General features: G+C 35.6%; 22 protein-coding genes and 1 pseudogene. 9 read left to right on the top strand and 14 right to left on the bottom strand.

Annotated features, from left to right (window positions below; genetic code table 11):
- Positions 1-245: 245 nt before the first annotated feature.
- The 4 genes from IW15_RS09330 to msrB all read right to left on the bottom strand — a co-directional run bounded on the left by IW15_RS09330 (position 246) and on the right by msrB (position 3,141).
- Complete coding sequence (locus tag IW15_RS09330; protein ID WP_034710770.1) at positions 246-1,058, bottom strand: ferritin-like domain-containing protein; 813 nt, start codon at positions 1,056-1,058, stop codon at positions 246-248.
- Between the two features lie 29 nt (positions 1,059-1,087).
- A complete protein-coding gene (locus IW15_RS09325; RefSeq protein ID WP_034710769.1) occupies positions 1,088-1,795 on the bottom strand; it encodes a ferritin-like domain-containing protein in 708 nt (235 codons plus the stop codon).
- A 136-nt stretch (positions 1,796-1,931) separates the two neighbouring features.
- Positions 1,932-2,501 (bottom strand): fasciclin domain-containing protein, encoded by a 570-nt coding sequence (locus IW15_RS09320; RefSeq protein ID WP_034710767.1) that lies wholly within the window; start codon positions 2,499-2,501, stop codon positions 1,932-1,934.
- 118 nt (positions 2,502-2,619) lie between these two features.
- Entirely contained in the window at positions 2,620-3,141 is a 522-nt protein-coding gene (gene msrB / locus IW15_RS09315) for a peptide-methionine (R)-S-oxide reductase MsrB (RefSeq protein WP_034710766.1), read from the bottom strand.
- Between the two features lie 183 nt (positions 3,142-3,324).
- Between msrB and IW15_RS09310 the strand changes: the two genes are divergently transcribed.
- The 6 genes from IW15_RS09310 to IW15_RS09285 all read left to right on the top strand — a co-directional run bounded on the left by IW15_RS09310 (position 3,325) and on the right by IW15_RS09285 (position 8,778).
- Positions 3,325-3,801 carry an RNA polymerase sigma factor gene (locus tag IW15_RS09310; RefSeq protein ID WP_084681393.1) on the top strand — a complete coding sequence of 159 codons (477 nt, stop codon included), beginning with the start codon at positions 3,325-3,327 and terminating at the stop codon, positions 3,799-3,801.
- A gap of 1 nt (position 3,802) precedes the next feature.
- Positions 3,803-4,627, top strand: a complete 825-nt coding sequence (locus tag IW15_RS09305) for an anti-sigma factor (protein WP_034710764.1) — start codon at positions 3,803-3,805, stop codon at positions 4,625-4,627.
- 588 nt (positions 4,628-5,215) lie between these two features.
- Positions 5,216-6,727 carry an acyl-CoA dehydrogenase family protein gene (locus IW15_RS09300; RefSeq protein WP_034710763.1) on the top strand — a complete coding sequence of 504 codons (1,512 nt, stop codon included), beginning with the start codon at positions 5,216-5,218 and terminating at the stop codon, positions 6,725-6,727.
- A gap of 605 nt (positions 6,728-7,332) precedes the next feature.
- The gene (locus tag IW15_RS09295; RefSeq protein WP_084681392.1) at positions 7,333-8,037 is read left to right on the top strand and encodes a DEAD/DEAH box helicase; all 705 of its coding nucleotides are present in this window, start codon (positions 7,333-7,335) and stop codon (positions 8,035-8,037) included.
- 90 nt (positions 8,038-8,127) lie between these two features.
- Positions 8,128-8,556: a cold shock domain-containing protein gene (locus tag IW15_RS09290; protein ID WP_034710761.1), complete on the top strand. Its 429-nt coding sequence runs from the start codon at positions 8,128-8,130 to the stop codon at positions 8,554-8,556.
- A gap of 24 nt (positions 8,557-8,580) precedes the next feature.
- Positions 8,581-8,778: a cold-shock protein gene (locus tag IW15_RS09285; protein WP_034710760.1), complete on the top strand. Its 198-nt coding sequence runs from the start codon at positions 8,581-8,583 to the stop codon at positions 8,776-8,778.
- 158 nt (positions 8,779-8,936) lie between these two features.
- Here IW15_RS09285 and IW15_RS09280 read toward each other — a convergent pair.
- From IW15_RS09280 to queG, 3 genes and pseudogenes are all read right to left on the bottom strand, one after another.
- Positions 8,937-9,583 (bottom strand): annotated as a pseudogene (locus IW15_RS09280) (murein L,D-transpeptidase catalytic domain-containing protein).
- 6 nt (positions 9,584-9,589) lie between these two features.
- Positions 9,590-10,267 carry a TIGR02117 family protein gene (locus IW15_RS09275; protein WP_394331240.1) on the bottom strand — a complete coding sequence of 226 codons (678 nt, stop codon included), beginning with the start codon at positions 10,265-10,267 and terminating at the stop codon, positions 9,590-9,592.
- Positions 10,268-10,625: 358 nt separating this feature from the next.
- On the bottom strand, positions 10,626-11,570 hold the full coding sequence (gene queG, locus IW15_RS09270; protein WP_034710757.1) for a tRNA epoxyqueuosine(34) reductase QueG: 945 nt from the start codon (positions 11,568-11,570) through the stop codon (positions 10,626-10,628).
- A 102-nt stretch (positions 11,571-11,672) separates the two neighbouring features.
- On the opposite strand from queG, the gene IW15_RS09265 reads away from it, so the two are divergent.
- The 3 genes from IW15_RS09265 to IW15_RS09255 all read left to right on the top strand — a co-directional run bounded on the left by IW15_RS09265 (position 11,673) and on the right by IW15_RS09255 (position 13,904).
- The gene (locus IW15_RS09265) at positions 11,673-12,884 is read left to right on the top strand and encodes a porin family protein (protein ID WP_051881877.1); all 1,212 of its coding nucleotides are present in this window, start codon (positions 11,673-11,675) and stop codon (positions 12,882-12,884) included.
- Between the two features lie 79 nt (positions 12,885-12,963).
- Positions 12,964-13,263, top strand: a complete 300-nt coding sequence (locus IW15_RS09260; RefSeq protein ID WP_034710756.1) for a rhodanese-like domain-containing protein — start codon at positions 12,964-12,966, stop codon at positions 13,261-13,263.
- Between the two features lie 23 nt (positions 13,264-13,286).
- On the top strand, positions 13,287-13,904 hold the full coding sequence (locus tag IW15_RS09255; protein WP_034710754.1) for an HD domain-containing protein: 618 nt from the start codon (positions 13,287-13,289) through the stop codon (positions 13,902-13,904).
- 175 nt (positions 13,905-14,079) lie between these two features.
- Here the strand turns inward: IW15_RS09255 and IW15_RS09250 are convergent, their stop codons facing one another.
- The 7 genes from IW15_RS09250 to IW15_RS09220 form a co-directional block, all read right to left on the bottom strand.
- A complete protein-coding gene (locus IW15_RS09250; protein WP_034710753.1) occupies positions 14,080-15,168 on the bottom strand; it encodes a peroxiredoxin family protein in 1,089 nt (362 codons plus the stop codon).
- A gap of 110 nt (positions 15,169-15,278) precedes the next feature.
- Positions 15,279-16,088, bottom strand: a complete 810-nt coding sequence (locus IW15_RS09245) for a GLPGLI family protein (protein WP_034710751.1) — start codon at positions 16,086-16,088, stop codon at positions 15,279-15,281.
- Between the two features lie 56 nt (positions 16,089-16,144).
- Positions 16,145-16,354 (bottom strand): bacteriocin-like protein, encoded by a 210-nt coding sequence (locus tag IW15_RS09240; protein WP_034710750.1) that lies wholly within the window; start codon positions 16,352-16,354, stop codon positions 16,145-16,147.
- 454 nt (positions 16,355-16,808) lie between these two features.
- Positions 16,809-17,585, bottom strand: coding sequence for an alpha/beta fold hydrolase (locus IW15_RS09235; RefSeq protein WP_034710749.1), 777 nt, complete (start codon positions 17,583-17,585; stop codon positions 16,809-16,811).
- A 14-nt stretch (positions 17,586-17,599) separates the two neighbouring features.
- Positions 17,600-18,589, bottom strand: coding sequence for an NAD(P)H-dependent flavin oxidoreductase (locus IW15_RS09230; protein ID WP_228384335.1), 990 nt, complete (start codon positions 18,587-18,589; stop codon positions 17,600-17,602).
- 61 nt (positions 18,590-18,650) lie between these two features.
- The gene (locus tag IW15_RS09225; RefSeq protein WP_034710748.1) at positions 18,651-19,151 is read right to left on the bottom strand and encodes a hypothetical protein; all 501 of its coding nucleotides are present in this window, start codon (positions 19,149-19,151) and stop codon (positions 18,651-18,653) included.
- Positions 19,152-19,339: 188 nt separating this feature from the next.
- Positions 19,340-20,707, bottom strand: coding sequence for a peptidylprolyl isomerase (locus IW15_RS09220; RefSeq protein WP_034710747.1), 1,368 nt, complete (start codon positions 20,705-20,707; stop codon positions 19,340-19,342).
- Positions 20,708-20,735: the final 28 nt, after the last annotated feature.

Below are 20,735 nucleotides of genomic sequence, written 5' to 3'. Positions count from 1 at the left end.
ACAAATAAGACTAAAAATCACACAGACCCCCTGTGTTATAAAGGAAATTTTTCTCACCAAATTGTGGTATGTGCATATTTTAGGCACACCATTTGTTAAGAATACTGCATATTATAGCACACCAATTCATTTTATAATATATTATTTTCTACAATCCCCGGTTCACCGGGGATTTTTTTTATTTCAAAAAAAATCCTTTCCCGAAAGCTCAGAAAAGGATCAACACCTAAATTAAGAAAATCACCTTATACAATGAATAAGGATGCAATCGTCTGAGCATCACTGCCCGATAAAACTTCGTCATAAGCTGCGGAACCAGCAGGTGCTCCAAAAGCAGTCGCTGTATTGTATCCTGCCTGATTGGTATTATCTTCTCCGGCATAAACAGCATTGGTAGCCGCAGGCATATTACCTCCATCTGCCAGCTCTATCCAGCCTTTATTAGCTCTCATTCGTCTTACCTGAGAAGCATGTCTTGCTTCAACCGAGTGGATCTGAAGTGCTGCCTGAAGTACCGCCTTGTTAGACATCACATTTCCAGCCTGTCCTTTATAGGCTCTTACTCCGGTATCTTCAAAGGCCTGAGCAAGAATAAGAAATTGATTATAATTGGTGAAAGGGGTAAAACTTCCATTAGCTGTAAAATCAAACGTTGGTTTAGTACCCGGTGTTGTTCCTAAAGAAGTCAATGTGCTTTTCAGGAAATTAACGTGAGCAGATTCGTGTTTGGCAATCTGCATGAAAACAGTACGGTCTACACTAGGAATTAATCCTGCAGTAGCAAGTCCGATCGTGTAGTATTCACTTTCTAAATATTCTAATACCAATGCGAGTTGCAGTGCATCAGTTAAAGCTGTTTTGTAAGCTGTTCCTGGAACGGTATTCAGCGTTTCTGCTTTTGCGGGTGTTGCCATCAACACGCCCAGTCCAAGGGGAGCAGCAGCTACAGCAGCTTGTTTACCCATGGTAGACATATTGGTGATTGTTTCTAATCTTGAAGCTTCCGTGGTGAAAAATTTATCATTAGAAAGTTTATCTAGTATTTTTAGTAGGTTCATAATTGTAGATTTTTAAAATTAATAATTAATTAAATTCCTCTTTCTTTCCATGTAAAAGGAGTTTTGATAAACCCTCCGGCCACCATTACAATGTCTTTCGGCTCTTTGGCAAGATCCAATCCATTGGCATCTATCACATCATCTCCAGAAAAATCTGCAGATCCCGGATTGATGGTATTTCTGATTGCGGAAGCATGTCTTGCTTCTACAGAAACAATTTTCCCGGCAATAACAAGATAATCAGGATTGGAAATATATTTTCCGGCTCCGTTATATGCTGCTACTCCTGTGTCCTCCAATGCTTTTGCAGTGGCAAGTACGGAACTTCTGCTGTTAAAGTCTACACCAGGATACTGAAATTCAAGTTTTGGGAGAACATTGGAAGTTACCCCACTTATTGCCGCTTTAAAAAAATCACGGTGGATCAACTCATGATGATAAAGATCCGTAAAAAGCTGCTGCTCTATACTTGAAATTCCGGAATAAAAATTATTAACTACTTTAGTATAAAAATCTGCCTCAAGCTGCTCAAGTGCATACGCATAATTAAGTACGCCTACATCGCCAGAGCCCAGATCAAAAACTTTATTATTGATAACCTGGAAATCGTCATTGTCATCACAACCTATAAGGGTAAGACCTGCCATTGCAAGGCCGATACCTCCTAATTTCAAAAAATTTCTTCTGCTTGTATCCAGAGTAGCTCCCTGGTTAGAAACACTGATTGTTTTTTTCATAATATTAATTTTTAGTGTTGGTTATTGAATTGAAAGAATATCAGTTATATTTTCTATATGTGTGTTTTTTTATTAAGCTGACTGATAAAGAGTAAAAACAGCATAATTTCTTATGCTGTTTAAAACTAATAAACCATTACGGCATTAAAACCGTGTCTATAACATGAATAACTCCGTTTGACTGATTTACATCAGCAATCGTAACTTTTGCATTATTTCCTTTAGCATCTTTGATATAAAGATCTTTTCCTTTGGTCCAGAAGGTAACATCTTCGCCTTCTACCGTTTTCATCATGCTTTTTCCGTTTCCAGCTTTTACAGCAGCCCAGATATCTTTTGCACTGTATTTTCCGGCAAGAACATGATACGTTAATATCTTAGTAAGCGTTGCTTTATTTTCAGGCTTAACCAGATTTTCTACTGTTCCTTTAGGAAGTTTAGCAAATGCTTCATCTGTAGGTGCCAGCACTGTGAAAGGTCCTGCTCCCTGAAGTGTTTCAACCAAGCCTGCGGCTTTTACTGCAGCGACAAGTGTTTTGTGGTCTTTCGAGTTCACTGCATTTTCAATAATATTTTTGGAAGGATACATTGGCGCTCCACCTACCATTACTGTTTTTTCTTTCATCATCTGTGCAGTTACATTTCCACTGAAAGCGAATGATAAAGCTACCATGCTTAAAACTGCGATTTTTGATCTTGTATTCATTGTATTGATTTTTTTAAGTTAAAGACTGTTTAATTTTTTGTTCTTACTAGCATTTACGACCCCGGTTTCATTTTAGATTTAAAATATTTATATTTTATTTTAAAACATTGAAAATCAGTTACTTAATTTTAGAAACAGGAACGAAATCCAGACAAACAGAGTTCATACAGAATCTTTTTCCTGTTGGTTTTGGGCCGTCATCGAAGACATGTCCCAAATGAGAATCACATCTTCCGCACAATACTTCACTTCGTACCATATGATAGGAAGTATCTTTTCTGTATTTTACACTGGTTCTGCTCACCGGCTGATAAAACGAAGGCCAGCCGCAGGTGGTGGCAAATTTAGAAGTAGAAAGAAATAAAGGATTTCCACATACAGCGCAGTAATACATCCCTTTTTCGTCCAGTTCATAATATTTCCCCGTAAAAGCAGTCTCTGTGGCTCCTTCCCTCGCAACCTGATACAGCTCCGGTGTAAGTATTTTTTTCCATACAGCATTGCTTACTTTGAGAGGAGTCGTTATGGTACGTGAATAGTATGGATTTTTAGCTTTAAAATTACCTGACTGTGCAAAGCATCTGCTGCCTGCAAGGAGGAGGAAACATACCAGTCCCGCTTTTTTGATTACACTATTCATAATTGTGAAATTTTAAGTTATTATCTAAAATTACATACGATATAAAAGATTCTTGAGATGTTGTTTGTTATATGTTTTATTTTATTACATTTGGAGTGAAAAACATCCATCATTAAAACAAACTATTCGGAAGAGGAACTTATCGTTTTACTACAAGAAAAAAGCGAGACTGGTTTTCATCATTTGTATGACCATTATTCCGGCGCGCTGTATGGTGTGATCCTCCGAATTGTACAATCAAAAGAATATACTGAAGAAGTAATTCAGGATGTCTTTGTTAAAATCTGGAATTCCATCCATCAATATGATTCCAGCAAAGGCAGATTTTATACCTGGATGATTAATATTGCCAGAAATACGGCAATAGATTATTTAAAATCCAAAGGCTTTCAAAACCAGCTTAAAAACCAACCGCTTCCTGATTTCGTATATAACACTGCAGAACTTTCTACGACCAATAAATCATCCGATTTTATTGGATTCAGCAATGTGCTTGAAAGTCTGGAAGTTGATAAGCAGGAACTTATCGACTTGGCTTATTATCAGGGATATACGCAAAACGAAATATCCGAAAAACTGAAGATACCGCTAGGTACAGTAAAAACGAAAATGCGTAATGCATTAATAAAACTAAAGGATTTGTTAAAAGATTATCAATAAATTGAACACTAAGGAATACATATCATCCGGAATCATAGAATCTTATATTCTAGGTCTTGCTTCTCATGAGGAAGCAGGGATTTTGGAGTGTGTGATGAAGAACAATGCTGAAGTAAAAGCAGCTTTTGAGGAGGCACAAAAAACATTGGAAGATCTTGCTACAGCTCAAGCCGTAGCACCTCCGAGCGATCTGAAATCTACTATATGGAATAAAATCCAGCAGGAACAGACCGCTGATGAAACGATACGCTTGGTTCCGGATTCTCAACCGAATCCTATCCTTCAAAAGGAATCAATTGAACCGGTTGTTGCTAACAACCACCACAGCAGCTGGAAAACTTACGCAGTAGCTGCCTCAGTACTATTTTTAGTAAGTGCTGCCGGAAATCTATTCTGGATGAACAGCCAGTCTCAGAATAAAAAAGAGATCGCAAGGCTGAATACAGAGAAACATTCTCAAAACCTGGCGCTTCAGAGAATGGAACAGAAATGGAACATTCTGTCCAGCCCGGATATGCAGATGGTTATGCTGAAAGGCGTGGAAAAGCATCCTGATTCTAAAGCCATGGTTTTCTGGGACAAAAAAACCAAAGAAGTGTATTTAAATGCAGAAAGTCTTCCTAAGGCTCCAGAAGGCATGCAATATCAGCTCTGGGCAATTGCAGATGGAAAACCTGTAAGTGCAGGAATGTATACGGAAGAAAAAGACAGCAAAATAGCCCTATCCAATATTCCTAATGCACAGGCATTTGCCATCACTCTTGAGAAAAAAGGCGGAAGTGAAGCTCCGACTATGGAAAATATGTATGTGATGGGAGCCATTTAATATCAAACAAAGGGTTAATTACTGCTACATCTTAAAGGAATTTTATAGTGTTTTCTTATTTTTTTATGGTCTGTTCTGTTTATGACCCTGAAATTTATCTCTTAAATTATAGAAATATCTGAATTTATTTAAATTATTCTGTATCTATGGTATAAATTAGGGTTTATTACTCTACCTTTAGCCCAGAAATAATGTACTAATAAGAAACACACCACATCCTTTCTATATTTTAAATTTTATCCTTATTATAATTTATTTTTAATCCTCCTTTCGGGAGGATTTTCAGTAGAATATCAGAATAATTTCTGTATATTAGTCTTTGTTATTTTTATTAATTTCATTAAAAATATTAATATATTTTGAATTTTTTATTGAAAAAAAATCAAAAATACCAACCCCTATCAAACCCTCAAAAAGATAAAGTATTCTTAATAAAAATAGCGCAGATCAGTTTTTAAGTCCTATATTTGTTATGAATTTACATGAATGTGGAGTGCTGATTTTATTTTTTTTAAGTTCTGTTGCCATTCGCTTCGCTTTATTTTTGGTTGTATAGATGGCATGCAGCATTTAATCTTTTAATTTCCTATGAATGAATCTGCTTTTGATGAATCCGGAATGGAGTATTCTGATTTTTTAAATCAATTTAAAACCTCAATCCACCGTCTTTTTGAAAAAGAAAACATCAATACGTTAAGCCTTTCAAGGGGACTTCCTCCTCATGTCTGGAAAGAAATAATGAATCTTAAACCACTTTCAGTAGCCATCCCAAAAGAGTTTGGGGGCAGAGATATGAAAGTGAAAGAATGTCTGGGCATTTTATCTGCCGCATCTTACGAATCTCTTCCTTTATCCCTAACATTCGGGATTAATATCGCTCTTTTCCTTGAACCCGTTGCGAAATACGGTCATCAGGACGTTAAAGAAAATATCTTTAAAAATTTTCTGGCTAACGGAGCTATGGGTGGTCTTATGATCACAGAGCCCGACTATGGAAGTGATGCCCTTAACATGAAAACTCAAAACGAGCTGAAGGGAGACCATTACTCAGTACAAGGCACCAAACACTGGCAAGGACTGACAGGAATGGCCGATTACTGGCTTATTACCTCAAGAAATATAAATTCTGAAGGAAGCTTATCAAGAGATGTAGATTTCTTCATTGCCGATACACATGTAAGAGAACAGAATGTTGAAGTACTGGAATACTATGATAATCCAGGACTGTATATGATCCCTTACGGATTGAATAAAATCGATATTAAAGTTCCGCAGCATAACAAGCTAATCCCGGAATCAACCGGGCTGAAAATGATGTTGGATATTCTTCACCGAAGCAGATTTCAGTTTCCGGGAATGGGAATGGGATTCCTGAAAAGGATGCTGGATGAAGCTACAAAACACTGTAAGGAAAGAATGGTGGGCAATTCCAATCTTTTTGCGTTGGACCAGGTGCAGTATCAGATCGCAAGGTTACAGTCATTTTTCACTCTTTGTTCTGCCATGTGCGCCAAAAGCTCTACCATAAGCGGTATTGATCATGATGTTTCTACGAGCGGAGTTCATGCAAACAGTATGAAGGCCCTGGTAACGGATATGATGCAGGAGGCTGCGCAAACTTTGGTTCAGCTTTCAGGAGGAAAAGGATACAGGATTTCTCATATCGGAGGACGAGGAATCATGGACAGCCGTCCTTTCCAGATTTTTGAAGGTTCCAACGAAATGTTATACACCCAAATTTCTGAGGGAATCTTAAAGGATATGAAAAAGAAAAAGATGCCTCATTTTGGAAGCTATCTTGCTCTTAATGATTTATCTAAAGAAGCCGTAAAACTATATAGCCAGGAACTGGATTTCAGCATTGATCAGGCACTTTCACAAAGAAAAATGATTGATCTTGGAAAAATCATTGCTAGAATAGTGATTGTTAATGATCTTATTGAACTTAATAATTTAGGATTTGAACAGGAACTTACCGATATGACGATTGAAATGGTAAGACAGGAGATCGTAAGCCTTCTTGCTTCCATGCATCATCATAAAGCCCTGGTTCCTATAGAAGAAAGTAATGGGAAAAGTGACTGGATGGCATTTTTATAAGTATATGATATCGTAATTTCAAAGCTCCTTAGCTTTAAATCAAGGAGCTTTATGATGGATATTAATTTATTATTTTTATACATTTTGAAACAAGAATAAAACACGCCCCTATTTCCAATAGAAATTCAGCACTGTTTTGTCTAAATGTGAATGTGGAAGGATGATTGATTTCGGATATTATTGTATTGTTATTTCTGCAAAGATCAATCTGACAACGCTCTACAGGATTTAAGCGAAGATAATATATTTTTGATAATCAATCATTTAATATAGTATTTATTCAGTTATTTGTTGTATATTTGCATAATAATTATTAAACAGGCCACTGCCTTTGCTATCTGTTACAGTTTAGAATACCCATTTTTTTCTTTCAGTTTTCGCTTTTTCAGCTGCCACCTTTTTAACCTTTAATTTTATATTAATGAATACATGCGTTGGCAAACTGAATACAGGGACTATAGAGAAACGGCAAGAAAATCTTTTTCACGCCGAAAGCTTATTGTTAAAGCTGCGTAAGGAAATGACGAGTGTCACAATCCTTAATTACACAACTTCAAATTATTAAAAATTTGACAGAAAACACCAAACCCCAGCAAAATACCACAATGAGCTTCAAAAATTTAAACTTAATAAATCCCATCATCCGCGCTGTCACTGAAGCTGGATATTCAAAACCCACAGAAATACAAAGTAGTGCAATTCCACATATCTTAATGGGTAAAGACATTATTGGATGTGCGCAAACGGGTGCAGGAAAAACAGCAGCTTTTGCAATGCCTGTACTTCAATTATTAAAAAAGAATGCTCCTGAGCATAAAGAAATACGAACATTAATATTGGCTCCTACCCAGGAACTTGCGATGCAGATAGAGGAAGATTTCAAGCTATACAGCAAATACCTTCCCTTGTCCCAATTCACGGTTTATGAAGGCGTTTCTAAAGGCAGTCAGTTAGCTGCTCTAAGAAAAACAGTAGATGTTTTAATAGCCACTCCCGGCAGATTGCTGGATCTGGTTGACCAAAGACACATCAATCTTTCCAAAATTGAAATTTTGATTATAGATGAAGGAGATACCTTATTGGAAATGGGGCTTGGCAATGATGTGAAAAAGATTATCAAAATGATTCCTCAAAGAAGACAGACGCTTTTCTTTTCTTCAACAATGTCTGATGAAACGAAAAAATTTGCAGGAAATATCCTTAATAATCCGGTTGATATAGATAATCTGACGTATATGGTAGATCATGAACGTCCGAATACAGACTATCTCCATTTGGGAGGCGTAAAAAACCATTTTATCGCAAGATAAATAGAGTAAGAGAAATAAACTGATAGGCATCATACCTACAGAACACAATAACAAATATTTAATACAAGAAACTAAATACTACAATAATTTATGGCAGATTCTTCTTCTAAAAAAGAAAATTTCAAGAAAAAAATTCAAAAGCAAAAAGAAAAAGCGATCCGACGTGAAGATCGTAAAAGCAATAACAATAAAGGAAAGGGACTGGAAGACATGTTGACCTATGTAGACGAATTCGGAAGATTGACATCTACCCCTCCTGAAGAGAGAATGGAAGTAAATCTTGATGAAATTCAGCTGGGAGCAGCTCCAATTCTTGAAGAAGAGATCCGTAAATCAGGTATCATTACATTTTACAGTGAAAAAGGCTATGGCTTTATTACAGAAAATAAAACCAAAGAAAATGTATTTTTCCACAATAACAACTGTAAAGAGCCTGTAAAAAAAGGGAATAAAGTATCTTTTGAAAAAGAGAAATCTGTAAAAGGATTTTCTGCCGTTAATATTGAACTCGTTAAGTAACAACAATTTTTTAATACCAATACAATGCAACAAGAAGGCACAGTAAAATTTTTTAACGAAGCAAAAGGCTTCGGATTTATTTCTCCAGCAGACGGAGGAAAAGACATTTTTGTACATTCTTCAGGATTGAGCATCAGAACAATCCGTGAGAATGACAAAGTAGTTTTTGAAGTACAAAAAAGCGACAAAGGACTAAACGCTGTCAACGTAAAACTAGCGTAATTACATATATTACAATAGAATTAAAGCCCCGCAAGGGGCTTTTTTCTGTTGTATGAAGTTTCATATTCAATAGTATTTTCTTACCCTTCATAAGTTTCCACAGAAAAACCGCTCTTTTGAAGCGGTTTCATATGGCGTTTAAAAGACCTATTTCTGATTTAGAGGTAAATCCACATTAGAATAGGTTTCGTTGATTTTTGGATAACAGGATCTATTTCCTTCATCGCATTATTGGATATGGTAGGACATCCCCAGCCTTCCGGAGAACCTTTTGGGAAAACTTCTTCATCACTCATCAGATTCCAGGAGTGAAACACAATAAATCTTTTAAAGCATTGTTGTTCGTTTTTTCCAGGCCGTGCATAAGGTATTTCACATTGATTCCCCACTCACTATATCCACGTCCTTCCAGCTTGTATTTCCCAAGGGAAGAAAGATGGCTTCCATCTTCATTGCTGAATTCCGGAGTATCTTTAGAGCCATCCATACTCCAGGGTTGTGAACCACATCCATGCCCGACCAGATATTGTTTGGAAAGAGTATTGCTCTTAAAGTTCCAGACAAAAAATCTCTTGACCCCAGAATGAAGGCTCATATCAATTAAAATACAGAAATCAGTATTTAGTTTGTTTGTCTGACAAAATTTCAGTGCTTCTTCGGCTTTTTTCTTTGTTTTAGCATGATCAGCCTCAGGCTTTTTCTCAACAAAGGGTTTGTGAGTCTCAATTGAAGCCGGCTTTTCTTTCCTGGTTTCTTGCCGGCATGAACAGAAAAGGAAAATGGTAATAATGTGGAAAATTTTCACCGAGTTCTATTTATAATGTTGGAAAATTCCAAAATCAGAAGGAGTCCAAAGGGCTGCTTTTTGACCTGCAGCCTTTAATGCATTATTTGCCCAGGTATTACAGGTGTAAAAAAAGCTGTATGTTCCTTTTGCATCATAGAAAGCGTCATTATCACTATAAACAGCATTGGTAGGGATGAACATAAATTTCCCGTTTTGATCTGTATCAAATTTAGCTTCGACAAAACTCACCAAGCTTTTATATTGCTCCCGGCTTATCATAATCATTTTACAGTCGCTGCCTTCGGTCATTTTTCCATAATAGGTGCAGTGCATCGCCGAATCGCTAAGCCAAAACGCCGCTTTAAAAGCTGTTGAAAATTTCAGGTCTGCCCATGTAGGCGTGTCCAGATAGAAACCTTTATCACCCCACCCTATTCCTACATACTGATAGTCGGTTCTCTTAGATTTTATATTTGAAAAAGGAATTTTCGCTCCCCAATCCTGCAGATCATTTTTTACAGGCATTACGATATCAGTATGTACCCCGTTTGTGTAAATATAGATGGGAATTTCTTTTTTCTGTCCGTCATCTTTAGCGGAAACTTCAATAAAAGGTAGCAAATAACCCAGCACTACATACAGAAGAATTAAACCTACCAATACTCCGAGTATTTTCAAGAGGTACATTGCGATCATTTTCACAGTCATGTTTTAATAAAATTTAATGTGTAATTTTCCGTAAAAGTATTTGTTTTAATCGGAAAAATGACTACATTTAGTTACGAAATATCACACAAATATGCGTAAAAACATCAAATCCCAAAAAAGATTTAAAGTAAGAGTAAAAACAGCTCCAAAAAGAGTACAAAAAAGACGTTGATTTTCTGCGGGAATATATCCCCATGAAAGTCATTTTTTGTTTTCAGGAAAAGGTTTTCACGAATTCTTACCCTATTACATCTTTACCTCCTTATATTCAAAAATTAAGGAATGGCCGTTTATCCGCTTTAGTTTTGGAACATGAAAATTCCAGACAGGGATTTGTCACCTCAAACGAGATCTACAAAGGATCAGAAGAAGATTTCAAAAATTCAATATTACGCTTCAAACCAGCAAATTTCGTTCTCTTTACAGGGGATTTTCTGAAAATTTCAGAGAATAATTCCTGAGTCAACTCCTTCCACTCCCCTTTTTTAAAGTTTTTCAGGTGTTCATTAGGCATAAATCTGCTTTGAATATTAGGCGCAGAAAAACGGTTCCACGGGCAAACATCCTGGCAGATATCACATCCAAACATCCAATCTTCCATTTTACCTTTAAAAGAATCAGGAATTTCACTTTTCAGCTCAATGGTCGCATAGGAAATGCATTTGCTGCCATCTACAATTTTCTCAGAGACGATAGCGTCGGTAGGACACGCATCAATGCATTTTCTGCAGGTTCCGCAATGATCGGTTGTTTCATGGTCTGCAGCGAGTTCCAAATCGCATATTATTTCTGCCAAAAAATAGAAAGAGCCACTTTGTTTTGTAATAAGATTGGCATTTTTTCCCACCCATCCGATTCCTGATTTTCTGGCCCAGCTTCTTTCCAATACGGGAGCAGAGTCTACAAAAACCCTGAAACCGAACTCCCCAATCTCTTCCTGAAGTTCCAGGACCATGTCACGCAGGATTTCTTTAACCACTTCATGGTAATCCTCTGCGTAAGCGTATTTTGAGATTTTATAATTTTCTAATGTCGAAATCTTCTCTTTAGGAAAATAATTATAGGAAAGTGAAATCACTGATCTTGAACCTTCTACCAACAGTCTTGGATCAAGTCTTTTATCGAAATGATTTTCCATATATTTCATTTCGCCATGGAAATTATTCTGAAGCCATTTTTCAAGATTACGGGCATCTTCCTCCAGAAAATCAGCTTTTGAGATGCCACAGCTTTGAAATCCAAAACGGTCTGCTTTGGATTTGATAAGGCGGGCATATTTTTCTGCATTTGAATTCATGATTTCACCTTGCAAAACTAAGATTATTTTATAAATTTGCGCGCTTTACTGCCTGTTTTAACAGACCTACTTATTCTAAAGCAAAATTTGAAAATAATAACCATGAAAAAAATCGGTCTGCTTATTGGACTTTTGGCTGCAGGTATGCAGTACGCACAAATTACATTTGAAAAAGGATATTTTATTAATAATGCCGGTGAAAGAACTGAAGCCTCAATTAAAAACCTGGACTGGAAAAATAATCCCACTGAATTTGAATATAAACTTGATAATTCATCTGATGTAAGAAAGGAAAACATTAAAAACATTCAGGAATTTGGAATTGAAACTCTTGAAAGATATGTCCGAAAAACTATTTTGATTGACCGTTCTTCTGATCATCTGAACAGACTGTCTGAAACCAGAGCACCGGAATTTAAAGAGGAAACATTATTCCTTAAATATCTGGTAGAAGGTAAATCTAACCTTTTCTATTATGAAAGCGGAGATACGAGAAGATTTTTCTACAGTACTGATGATGGCAGCGTTAAACAATTAATTTACAAGTCGTACGCGATCAACGAAAGCCAGATAGGATATAATGAGGAATATAAAAAACAGCTTTCCGAAAGTTTAAAATGTGGTGTAGACAGTAAAATGATCAAAAAAACGGACTACGAGCCAACAGATCTTACAAAAATATTTATCACCAATAATGAATGTTCTACAGGTCACACAGTGCTTTATGGACAGGCAAAAGTGAAAAAAGACTTATTTAATCTGACCATCAGACCAGGAGTTAATTTTTCTAAGGTAGAAAACAATCATCATTACTACAGCGTAAATGATCAAACAAAATTTGATTCAAAAGCAACCTTCAGGATTGGCGCTGAGCTTGAATTTATTCTGCCTTTCAATAAAAACAAATGGGCTCTTTTTGCGGAACCCACCTATCAATATTATAAGAATACTACTGAAGTATCCCTTATGGATGGTTCTTATAATGGAAAAAAATCCAAGAGAAGTGTAGATTATAAATCCTTCGAAATCCCGTTTGGGATCAGGCACTATTTCTTTATTAATAAGCAATCTAAAATATTTGTCAATGCAGCTTATATTCTGGATTTTAATCTTAATTCTGCCATTACCTATGATCAGACTGAATTTAAAATAGCATCGGGTAATAATTTTACGTTCGGAGCCGGCTATAAATACAACGATAAATACAGTCTAGAATTCAGAATGGGAATGTCCAGAGACCTGTTAAGAAATTATTTAAATTTTGCTTCCAACTACAGGACCATATCTGTAATTCTCGGATATACCCTATTCTAAAATAATACGGATAAAGCCGTTTTTTCAGAAAAAAATTGCGTATTTTCGTTATCATTTTAATGTATAAAATCAAACAGCTATGTCTTTATCAGAAGTATTACAATCAGGAAATTATGAATTAATAGATGTTCGTGAACCCATGGAATTGGAAATGGACGGAAATATAGAAGGTGCTAAAAATATCCCACTGGGTGAAGTAGAAGATAGACAGGAAGAAATTTTATCTATTGAAAAGCCAGTTATTATTTTCTGCAGAAGCGGAAACAGAAGCGGAAAAGCTTTAGAGTATCTTAATTCTCAAGGACTGAAAGAAGGTTACAACGGCGGTGGCTGGGCAGACCTGAAAGCAACCATAGAATCAAATCAAGGAACTTTTTAAGTTCCTTTTTTTATGTACTCCTAATGGATCTTAAAGAAAATTTTATACAGTTGTGTGGTTCTTTTAGTGAGGAACAGCAGCTTATCAACGTCCTTTGGCAGGAAATTGATAAGAAATATTCTGAAAAAGGCAGGTATTATCACAACATTCATCATCTTGAGAATATGTTTCTGGAGCTGGAGCATGTTAAAGAGTGTATTTCCAACTTTCCTGCCCTCTCCTTTTCTGTTTTCTATCATGATGTAATCTATGATGCTTCATCCAAACGTAATGAAGAAAAGAGTGCGGAGTTTGCTGCAATAAGGCTTCAAAAATTGAATATCAACACAGCAATCATAGACTCTGTTACCGCTCAGATTAACGCTACGAAAGCTCATCTGCTATCGGATGACCATGATACCAATTATCTTCTGGATGCTGATCTTTCCATATTGGGGAAAGATTCAAAGACGTATATCGATTATATCAAAAACATACGGAAAGAATACTCTATTTACCCGGATTTTCTTTACCGGCCTGGAAGAAAGAAGGTTCTTCAACATTTCCTGGAGCTTAAACATATCTTTAAAACTGATTATTTTAAAGATCAGTATGAAATTCCTGCACGGGAAAATATCAAATTTGAACTGGGTAATCTGTAATCCATCAATCTTAGAAAGTACATAAAAAAAGAGATGCAGTTTTGCTGCATCTCCACAATTAAACATACATTTCCAACACAAACACATGATGGCCTCTTCATTAACTTAGCATATACACATCACACTATATTTAAAATTTAATAACCCTTAATTATTGAGTATGAAAATCGTTATTCTATTGTAAAGCATTTCCTAAAAAAGCATCCAGATCCGCTAATGAAATATCTTTTTTTATAATTTTACCCGACGAGTCTAGCAGAAAATTCGTAGGAAATGTATTAATATTATAATACCTGGATTTTTCTCCATTTTCATCTAGATAATGTATCCATTGTAATTCTTTTTCTTTAATCATCTTCTTCCAGCTTGCTATATCTTTTGTGCGGTCTGTAGAGATATTTATTATTTCAAAACCTTTATCCTTATACTTTGAGTATATCTCTCTGTATTTTGGCATCTGTTCTATGCAAGGTCCACAATGAGAAAACCAGAAATCAATAATGGTGTACGACTTTCCTAAAGAAGACTGTACTTTTTTACCTTTTAAAATCAGCTCGGGAAATAGATTCCCTTCTGCTATTTTGCTTCCTTTTTTAAGTTCTTCACTAAAAATGACTCCAACAGAAGATGTTCTTACTGAAGAATCTAAATTATTGAAAGCCTGAAAATAATTTTGTTTGAATCCGTTGGCCTCAAATTTTTGAACTAATTTCCAGAATAACACATAGGATGCAGGTGTTTTTCTTGACAGATTTAATAATAAATTTTCCTCATAGCTGTCTAATTCCGCATACAGTTTTTGTAAGCTATCTTTTGTTTTCTGTTCAACCTTAAAGTTTTTACGCTTATAAATGTCGCCCTCAATTTGATATAAATGTTTTTTTTGAGAAGAATAGGACTCCATATCCACCTTAAACCTATCTATATCTTTATACAAGATATTTTTTTCACTACCTGTTATTTTACCGTCTTCAGAATTAAAATTGATCTTTTGAGTTCCCTGTGAAATATAAAAAATCTCAGATGTTTTATAGACTTTATGCTTTTCAGTTTCCAGAAGGAAGTAAAATGGTCTGGGAATATCATCTGTAAATCCTGAGATAGTAAAAAAATATTGATTGTTTTTTATCGATGAAGAATCCCCACGAAAATTCAGATAGTATTTTTCACTGCATAAACCTACCAGCCGTAATGTCTTTTGATATTTGTTCTGAAGATCTTCTCCAATGATAACAGCTTCCTTTCCCTGAGAAAAAAGTTTCATAGAAAAGACAAAATATAATAATAAAATATGGAATTTCATAGAACATTGATCTGATGTAATAATATATTAAGAACCTATCGTTAAGCTTCAATTTAACATTATTTTTTATTTCATGGATATTGTACAGCCTTATTTAGTTCTATAACATTATTATTTTCTTTCAACTTTTTTTGGATATTTTTTGTAAGTGTTCTAAGATCCATAGAAATAAGATTCCCATTCACATCTCCTATCTGATATTTTATATTACGAGCCTTAATTTCGGCGTATGGATCATTGTAATAATCTAACTGCATTTTCTGAAATTCTTCCCAGGTAATTTCCTTTCCTGCTCTAAGGGCAAACATATTGTTTTTATCTGATTTTTTAGTTTTTATTAAAGTGAAATCATATTCTGAATTTTCATCTGAGATTTTTACGATCTGGCCTGGCAAACCATTGAATATATAAGGTCCTTCTTGTAAAGGGATGCTTTCCGCAAACCAAGCTGTCCAGTTTCTCCCGCCATACTTTACTACTGCTTTTTGGCATTCTATATTGCCTATTTTCATTTTATCTGGTAAAATTTGCCAGTAAAGAGAATCTGTAATATGTATATAATATTGATCATTCATTAATGGAGTATTTATATTTTTAATAATACTCATTTTAGCTAAATTTTTTTTGATATAAAATTGCACATTAAATACCGGGCTTCGCCCTAAACCTAAACCCGTTTTCTGGACTAAAGAATCGGAATACCTATCTTGCTCAGATCTAAAAACAGACTGTTTACCTAGCACATCAAGATAGTAGACCTTCGTAACAAAATCATCTTCAACAAGATTGGGTTTATACTTAAGTTCATATATAAATGTTATATTTTGTGCTGACAAAATATATAAGAAATTAAGTAAACTGATTAAAAAGAACTTTTTCATATGTTCAGTATAATGATGATAAAAAGAGATGCAGTTTCTGCATCTCTACCCTTACATTACATGCATTTCCAGCACGAACTAGTCACAGTTCCTCCACTACTTAGCATATAAATACCACACTGTAATCCATAGTCTTTACAAGTGTCATTATTCCCAGGAGTACAAGCATCTCCACAATTGCCTACTTCAGCTGACTCTTCAAATGGGTTAGCTCCTCCACTCATTTTTTTCAATTCGTTTCTCGAAAGTTTTTTTAAATTTTTCATTTGATAATTTTTTTGTTTTGTGCCACTGTTGACATTTCAAAACTAAAAATTGATATATCACTTCACGATGATATGTATTGCGTATTTCTTGTAATTTCAAATGTAAATATGTATGATTCAAATCTTTGATAATTTAAAAAAAAGACCATTAATTATTTTAATGGTCTTTTTTGTGATGCTTAAAAATTTTCCGAAACTAATTTTTTTACAAACTTGATTTTAACCAAAAAATAAATGAACCACAATATTTAATCGGGCGTAAAAACATTGCGGAACTAATTTTTGCGTTATTCATTTATCTTTAATTTGTACATTACTGTACACTGTAAAAAGCCTACAGCGATGTGTACATATTTTAACATAAAAATGTACATACGAAAAAGCAGTAAAAAGATGAGTAAACGCTTATTTTTTTGAAAAGCACAAAAAAAGCATCCCTGAAGATGCTTTTATTTTATGAATTGAATTGTCGTTGTAAAAATTCTATTGATCTCTTGAGTACCAGTTCCGGGACTTCTTTATGGGGTGTATGCCCAATCTCCGGGATTATGTATTGTTCTGAAATTCCACTTACCTGAGCGAGTGTCTTTTCAAGTTGGTCTAAAGTTCCGTATTCATCGTTTTCACCCTGTATGAATAGCAAAGGACAGGTTATATCTTTCAAGAGATACTCTATATTCCAGTTTCTAAACTTCTCACTCAGCCAGATTTCCGTCCAGGCTCTGAATAGCATTTCTACTTTATCACCATGGTATTTCTGAAGCCGTTCTCCAAGATTCGTGGTATTGTAAGCTTCCAATGCATCCCGAACTCCTTTTACCGTAATATCTTCCACAAAAATATGTCCTGCTTCACACATGACCGCTTGTATATTTTCCTGATATTTTGATGCGGCAATCAATGCAATTGTACCACCATCACTGTGTCCGAATAATACTGCATCTTGTACATTCAGTGTACATAAGAGGTCGTTAAGCAGATCTGCTTCCAGCTCCATATAATTCACAGCTCTTTCATGGGTTGTCATCACACCAGATTTCCCATATCCCAGACGGTCATAGACCAAGACATTACAGGCTAAGGCTGAACCTAATTTTGCCGGAAAATCTCTCCAAAGCTGGGTACATCCTAATGAATCATGCAAAAAAACGATAGTAGGTTTGTTTTCGAATGCGTTTTCGTACTCTATATAAAGTTTGTTTCCTTTTACATCAATACTCCTTCCTTCCATACCTTCAAAACTTTTTATAAGTGTGGATTTTTAATTTCTTCAAATTCCTGTAAGAGATTTTTAAAAACCGTTTCTACGGGAAGGATTTCATCAATCAATGCTGAGACCTGTCCGATCTCCAGTTCACCATCTTCCATATCTCCTTCAAACATACCGCGTTTAGCTCTGGCACGTCCTAAAGAAGCGATTAAGGCCTCTGCATTTCGTCCCGTCTGGTAGATACCTTCCAGTTCATTGAAAAACTTATTTTTCACCATTCTTACCGGTGCTAATTCTTTTAGCGTAAGATGGGTATCTCCTTCATGAAGTTCTGTAATTTTCTTTTTCCAGTTTTCATGGGCGCTTGCTTCAACTGTTGCGGCAAAGCGTGATCCGATCTGTACCCCATCTGCTCCTAAAATCATAGCAGCTTTCATTTGAGAGCCTAAAGCAATTCCACCAGCAGCAATCAAAGGTTTGGATATATGTTTCTTTACATTAGGAATTAAGCAAAAAGTGGTTGTTTCGTCTCTTCCATTATGTCCTCCGGCTTCGAAACCTTCTGCTACAATAGCATCTACACCGGCCTCTTCACATTTTACTGCAAATTTGGTGGAGGAAACAACATGGGCTACCCTTACTCCTTCTTTCTGAAGGGTTTCGGTATAAGTTTTCGGATTTCCAGCAGACGTAAAAACAATTTTAACGCCTTCTTCCAGTATAATCTGGATAATTTCATCAATATTAGGGTACAGCATAGGGACATTTACGCCAAAAGGTTTGTCTGTAGCCTGTTTGCATTTCTGAATATTCTCCCTTAAAATATCCGGGTACATGCTTCCTGCACCTATTAATCCCAATCCTCCGCAGTTAGAAACCGCTGAAGCCAGCCTCCATCCGGAATGCCAGATCATTCCTGCCTGGATGATTGGATATTGTATATTAAAAAGTTGTGTAATTTTATTGTGCTCTGTCTGCATTTCGTGAAGTTTTTTTGCCGAATTGAAATCTATAAAATTGCTCATGCTGTAAAAATACTAAAAACAACGGTTATCAGACATTTCTATCGATTAAAAAAACTAAATATTACCGGATTTTATACTGATCTAAAGCAGCATCTATGATAGAGCTTATCTCTAAAAAATTTTGGATCAGCCTGCATACTTCCTTTTGAATATCTTCAGTGGTAAGCGGTATCCACCCCTGCATAAGCGTAAGCGGGCCATATTGTATATCTGCATTGGGCCAGTCTTTCTGATGTTTCAAAAACTGAAATCTGAAATTCTGTGCAAAATGTCTGCTGGATATTTTATAGTCCTTCAATTCCCTTAGCTTGAGGGCATGGATATTATAATACATTTTTCCTTCACGGATTGTCTCATCACTCACCCATATTGAAAAAAATATTCTGCTTGCAGCATCTAACGGTGATTGTGGATTTCCGGACCATTCAGGTTTATACATTTTCAGAGCAGCGGATTCCAGAAAGATATCTACAGATACTTTCAGACCTTCCCTATCGTATTGTTCTTTAGAAATTTTTTCTGCTGCCGACCGAAACATTGTAAGATAGAACTCGTAATCCATTTTTCTCAATTTTCGTAAAGGTATTAAAAAGAGATGAGTTTGGATTAAGGAATTATCGAGAGAGCTGGAAGCGGGAGGCTGGAAGGTATTATTTGGCAGTTAATTTAAAACAGTAAACCATATAGATTTCCTCAATGGCCATCTTTAAAGCACAAAAAAAGCCTTCAGAAAATCTGAAGGCTTTTTGTTTATTTTTTGACTGAAGCTTTTTTCCAGTTAGCTTTGAAATTACAAGAATCATAACGTCCGTGTATGGATATGAAGGTTGTCCCTAGTTTGGCGTTGACAAACTTCTCTACCATTTCATTTCGCTTTTTATTAAGCGCCATCTGCTTTATTCTGTTGTAATCCGTTTCCATTGTTATCTGGTGAGCCGGAATCACATCTTCAATTTTAATGATTTTAGCAACTTTTCTTTTGTTTTCATCATCTTCAAAAGCTGTTGTAATATCTCCTTTATTCAATCCTGCCAATTCGTAGCTTATTGTTCCGGGGATACTTTCTCTTTCAAGCTTATCAGAACCGTCAGCGCCTGAAATAATTCCTGCATTGAATTTGGTTCTTTTGTCATCAGAAAATTTAAAAGCAGCATCCTTAAATGTTATTTTCCCGTCAATGATCAAGCCTCTGATACTGTCTAATTTTGTTTTAGCAGCCTTCACTTCATCATCTGTAGGCGTTGCTTTCAGAAGGATGTGTCTTGCATCGTATACTTTACCTGATTTTTTGATCAGCTGGATAATATGGTATCCGAATTCAGATTCGATAGGATCTGATATTTCTCCTTCCTGAAGGTTTAAAGCTGCTGCTTCAAACGGCTTCACCATCTGACCTTTATAGATATTCTTGTAGAGTCCTCCGTTGGCAGCAGAACCTTCATCTTCAGAATAGATTCTTGCCTGGCTTTCAAAGCTTTCTCCTCCCTGAACATCTTTTTTGATCTTATTTAACTTGTTGATCAATTCCTGTTTGTGGGCTTCTGTCAATTTAGGATACACCATAATCTGTCCTAAAGAAATTTCGTCCTTCACTTGTGGAAGCTGCATTTTATACAAATTATAGAAATCCGTTACCTCGTTCGGTGTTACATCGGCTTTATCAGTAATTCTCTGATATTTTGCCTGCCCGTAATAGGTATCGGTATCTATCTTTTCGATAGCATTTTTCATTTCGTACCCATTTCTGAACTTGTAAGCAAGTAACATCGCTTTCTCGTCCGGGAACTGAGAAAGAAGCTGACGGTATTTTGCATTAGCCTGCTCTTTAATAGAAGCAGAACGGTTTTCAATTAATGTATCTTTTTTAGCTTCGTAAACAAGAAATTTATTGTTGATAAGGTTTTCCAGGAACTCACATTTGTCTGTGTTGGTAGCTCCCTGCTGTTTCCCGTAATTCATTTGCTCATCTACATCAGACTCCAAAACAATTTCATCTCCGATAACAGCAGCAATACCATCCACCAAATCTCCTTGTTTTAGCTGGGCATTCATCATGTTTGAAGAGAATATCATTATGAAAATCCCAAGAAGAAAAGTGATTTTTAGTTTATTTGTCATTTTACTATTTTAAACAAGTTGCAAATTT

The organism is Chryseobacterium soli (assembly GCF_000737705.1).
Lineage (GTDB): Bacteria > Bacteroidota > Bacteroidia > Flavobacteriales > Weeksellaceae > Chryseobacterium > Chryseobacterium soli.
This window is presented reverse-complemented; position numbering and strand designations above follow the sequence as displayed.

What these genes read in the sequence shown, in the direction of transcription:
- IW15_RS09330 (WP_034710770.1), bottom strand. Translation starts at nt 1,058, where the DNA reads ATGAACCTACTAAAAATACTAGATAAACTTTCTAATGATAAATTTTTC.
- IW15_RS09325 (WP_034710769.1), bottom strand. Translation starts at nt 1,795, where the DNA reads ATGAAAAAAACAATCAGTGTTTCTAACCAGGGAGCTACTCTGGATACA.
- IW15_RS09320 (WP_034710767.1), bottom strand. Translation starts at nt 2,501, where the DNA reads ATGAATACAAGATCAAAAATCGCAGTTTTAAGCATGGTAGCTTTATCA.
- msrB (WP_034710766.1), bottom strand. Translation starts at nt 3,141, where the DNA reads ATGAATAGTGTAATCAAAAAAGCGGGACTGGTATGTTTCCTCCTCCTT.
- IW15_RS09300 (WP_034710763.1), top strand. Translation starts at nt 5,216, where the DNA reads ATGAATGAATCTGCTTTTGATGAATCCGGAATGGAGTATTCTGATTTT.
- IW15_RS09295 (WP_084681392.1), top strand. Translation starts at nt 7,333, where the DNA reads ATGAGCTTCAAAAATTTAAACTTAATAAATCCCATCATCCGCGCTGTC.
- IW15_RS09290 (WP_034710761.1), top strand. Translation starts at nt 8,128, where the DNA reads ATGGCAGATTCTTCTTCTAAAAAAGAAAATTTCAAGAAAAAAATTCAA.
- IW15_RS09285 (WP_034710760.1), top strand. Translation starts at nt 8,581, where the DNA reads ATGCAACAAGAAGGCACAGTAAAATTTTTTAACGAAGCAAAAGGCTTC.
- queG (WP_034710757.1), bottom strand. Translation starts at nt 11,570, where the DNA reads ATGAATTCAAATGCAGAAAAATATGCCCGCCTTATCAAATCCAAAGCA.
- IW15_RS09265 (WP_051881877.1), top strand. Translation starts at nt 11,673, where the DNA reads ATGAAAAAAATCGGTCTGCTTATTGGACTTTTGGCTGCAGGTATGCAG.
- IW15_RS09260 (WP_034710756.1), top strand. Translation starts at nt 12,964, where the DNA reads ATGTCTTTATCAGAAGTATTACAATCAGGAAATTATGAATTAATAGAT.
- IW15_RS09255 (WP_034710754.1), top strand. Translation starts at nt 13,287, where the DNA reads ATGGATCTTAAAGAAAATTTTATACAGTTGTGTGGTTCTTTTAGTGAG.
- IW15_RS09250 (WP_034710753.1), bottom strand. Translation starts at nt 15,168, where the DNA reads ATGAAACTTTTTTCTCAGGGAAAGGAAGCTGTTATCATTGGAGAAGAT.
- IW15_RS09245 (WP_034710751.1), bottom strand. Translation starts at nt 16,088, where the DNA reads ATGAAAAAGTTCTTTTTAATCAGTTTACTTAATTTCTTATATATTTTG.
- IW15_RS09240 (WP_034710750.1), bottom strand. Translation starts at nt 16,354, where the DNA reads ATGAAAAATTTAAAAAAACTTTCGAGAAACGAATTGAAAAAAATGAGT.
- IW15_RS09235 (WP_034710749.1), bottom strand. Translation starts at nt 17,585, where the DNA reads ATGGAAGGAAGGAGTATTGATGTAAAAGGAAACAAACTTTATATAGAG.
- IW15_RS09230 (WP_228384335.1), bottom strand. Translation starts at nt 18,589, where the DNA reads ATGAGCAATTTTATAGATTTCAATTCGGCAAAAAAACTTCACGAAATG.
- IW15_RS09225 (WP_034710748.1), bottom strand. Translation starts at nt 19,151, where the DNA reads ATGGATTACGAGTTCTATCTTACAATGTTTCGGTCGGCAGCAGAAAAA.
- IW15_RS09220 (WP_034710747.1), bottom strand. Translation starts at nt 20,707, where the DNA reads ATGACAAATAAACTAAAAATCACTTTTCTTCTTGGGATTTTCATAATG.